The organism is Dietzia sp. SYD-A1 (assembly GCF_015356725.1).
Lineage (GTDB): Bacteria > Actinomycetota > Actinomycetes > Mycobacteriales > Mycobacteriaceae > Dietzia.
Window position 1 is genome coordinate 1 of the sequence record NZ_JADDKI010000567.1, and the last position, 1,368, is coordinate 1,368.

Sequence of the window (1,368 nt, forward strand, 5' to 3'; positions counted from 1 at the left end):
CGCCAGCCCGTCCACACCCTGTACCTCCCCGCCGAGCGCGTCCACGCCGGCGTGGTGCCCGAGGTCGGCGCAGCCGCGCTCGAGGCCTTCGACACCCATCTGCCGGACACCTCCGCTCTGGCGGGGGTGTTCGGGGACCTGCTTGCGGGGGCTCTCGACCTCGAGCGCGAGGCCGCATCCCTCCACACACTCGTCAGGGACAAGCTCGCGCGGGAACCCGTCGAGGACCTCCGCATCGACTTCGAGGACGGCTTCACCCAGCGTGGCGTGCCCGCCGACGCCCGCGACCGCGACGAGGACGCGCACGTCGACCGGGTGCTCGCGGATCTGGTGGCGACGCGGACGGCGACCGAGCAGCGGGGGCCGGACTCGTCGTCGTTGTCGTCGTCAGCACCGTCCTCAGCACCGTCGCTCCCTCCGTTCTGGGGACTGCGGTTCGGCTCCCTCGACCCGCGGACCCGCCGACGTGGGATCCGGACCTTCACCCGGTTCGTCGGCGGACTCGCGGCGGACGGCGGGCTGCACGGCAACCATGCGAGCGGCTTTCGGCCGACCCTGCCCAAGGTGACCTCGGTGGACCAGGTGCGGGCCATGGTCCGGATGTGCCGCGAGCTCGAGCAGGCGACCGGGTTGGCCGAGCGGACCCTCGGGTTCGAGATCCAGATCGAGACCCCGCAGTCGATCTGCGGGCCCGACGGGTCCGCGCTGGTGGCGCGGCTGGTGCACGCGGCCGATCGACGCTGCATCGGGCTGCACTACGGCACCTATGACTACTCGGCGGCCTGCGGCATCGCCGCCGAGTACCAGGCGATGGACCACCCCGTCGCCGACCACGCCAAGGCCGTCATGCAGGTCGCCGCCGCCGGCACCGGTGTGGCGCTCTCCGACGGCTCGACCAACAGACTGCCGGTGGGGGAGGCGGACGCCGTCCTCTCCGCCTGGCAGCTGCACGCGCGGCTGGTCGACCGGTCCTTGCGTCGCGGCTTCTACCAGGGCTGGGACCTGCACCCCGCACAACTGGTCTCCCGCTACGTGGCCACCTACGCCTTCTACCGTCGCTCGCTGCCCACCGCCGGCGCCCGCCTCTCGGCCTACCTCGGCAGCACTGTCGAGGGACGCGCAGGATCGGCCGGATACCTCGACGAACCGGCCACCGCCCGCGCCCTCGCCGACTTCTGCGTCCGCGCGCTGGACTGCGGCGCGGCCACCGATGCCGAGGTCGAGGAACTGACCGGAGCGGACAGGGCTGCGCTCGACCGGCTGCGGCGACCCGGGTCCGGGCGGGCGGATCTCGCCGCCCACCGCCCCGCGGAGTCCACGACATGAGCACGCACGGTGCCCCCGAGACCGTCCTGCGCGCACACCGCG

At 73.4% G+C, this 1,368-nt stretch carries 1 protein-coding gene; it reads left to right on the forward strand.

Translation table 11 applies throughout. The annotated features are described in order from the left end of the window. A partial coding sequence (locus tag IY392_RS17010; protein ID WP_194861874.1) for a DUF6986 family protein occupies nt 1–1,326 on the forward strand: 1,326 nt, incomplete at its 5' end. Nucleotides 1,327–1,368: the final 42 nt, after the last annotated feature.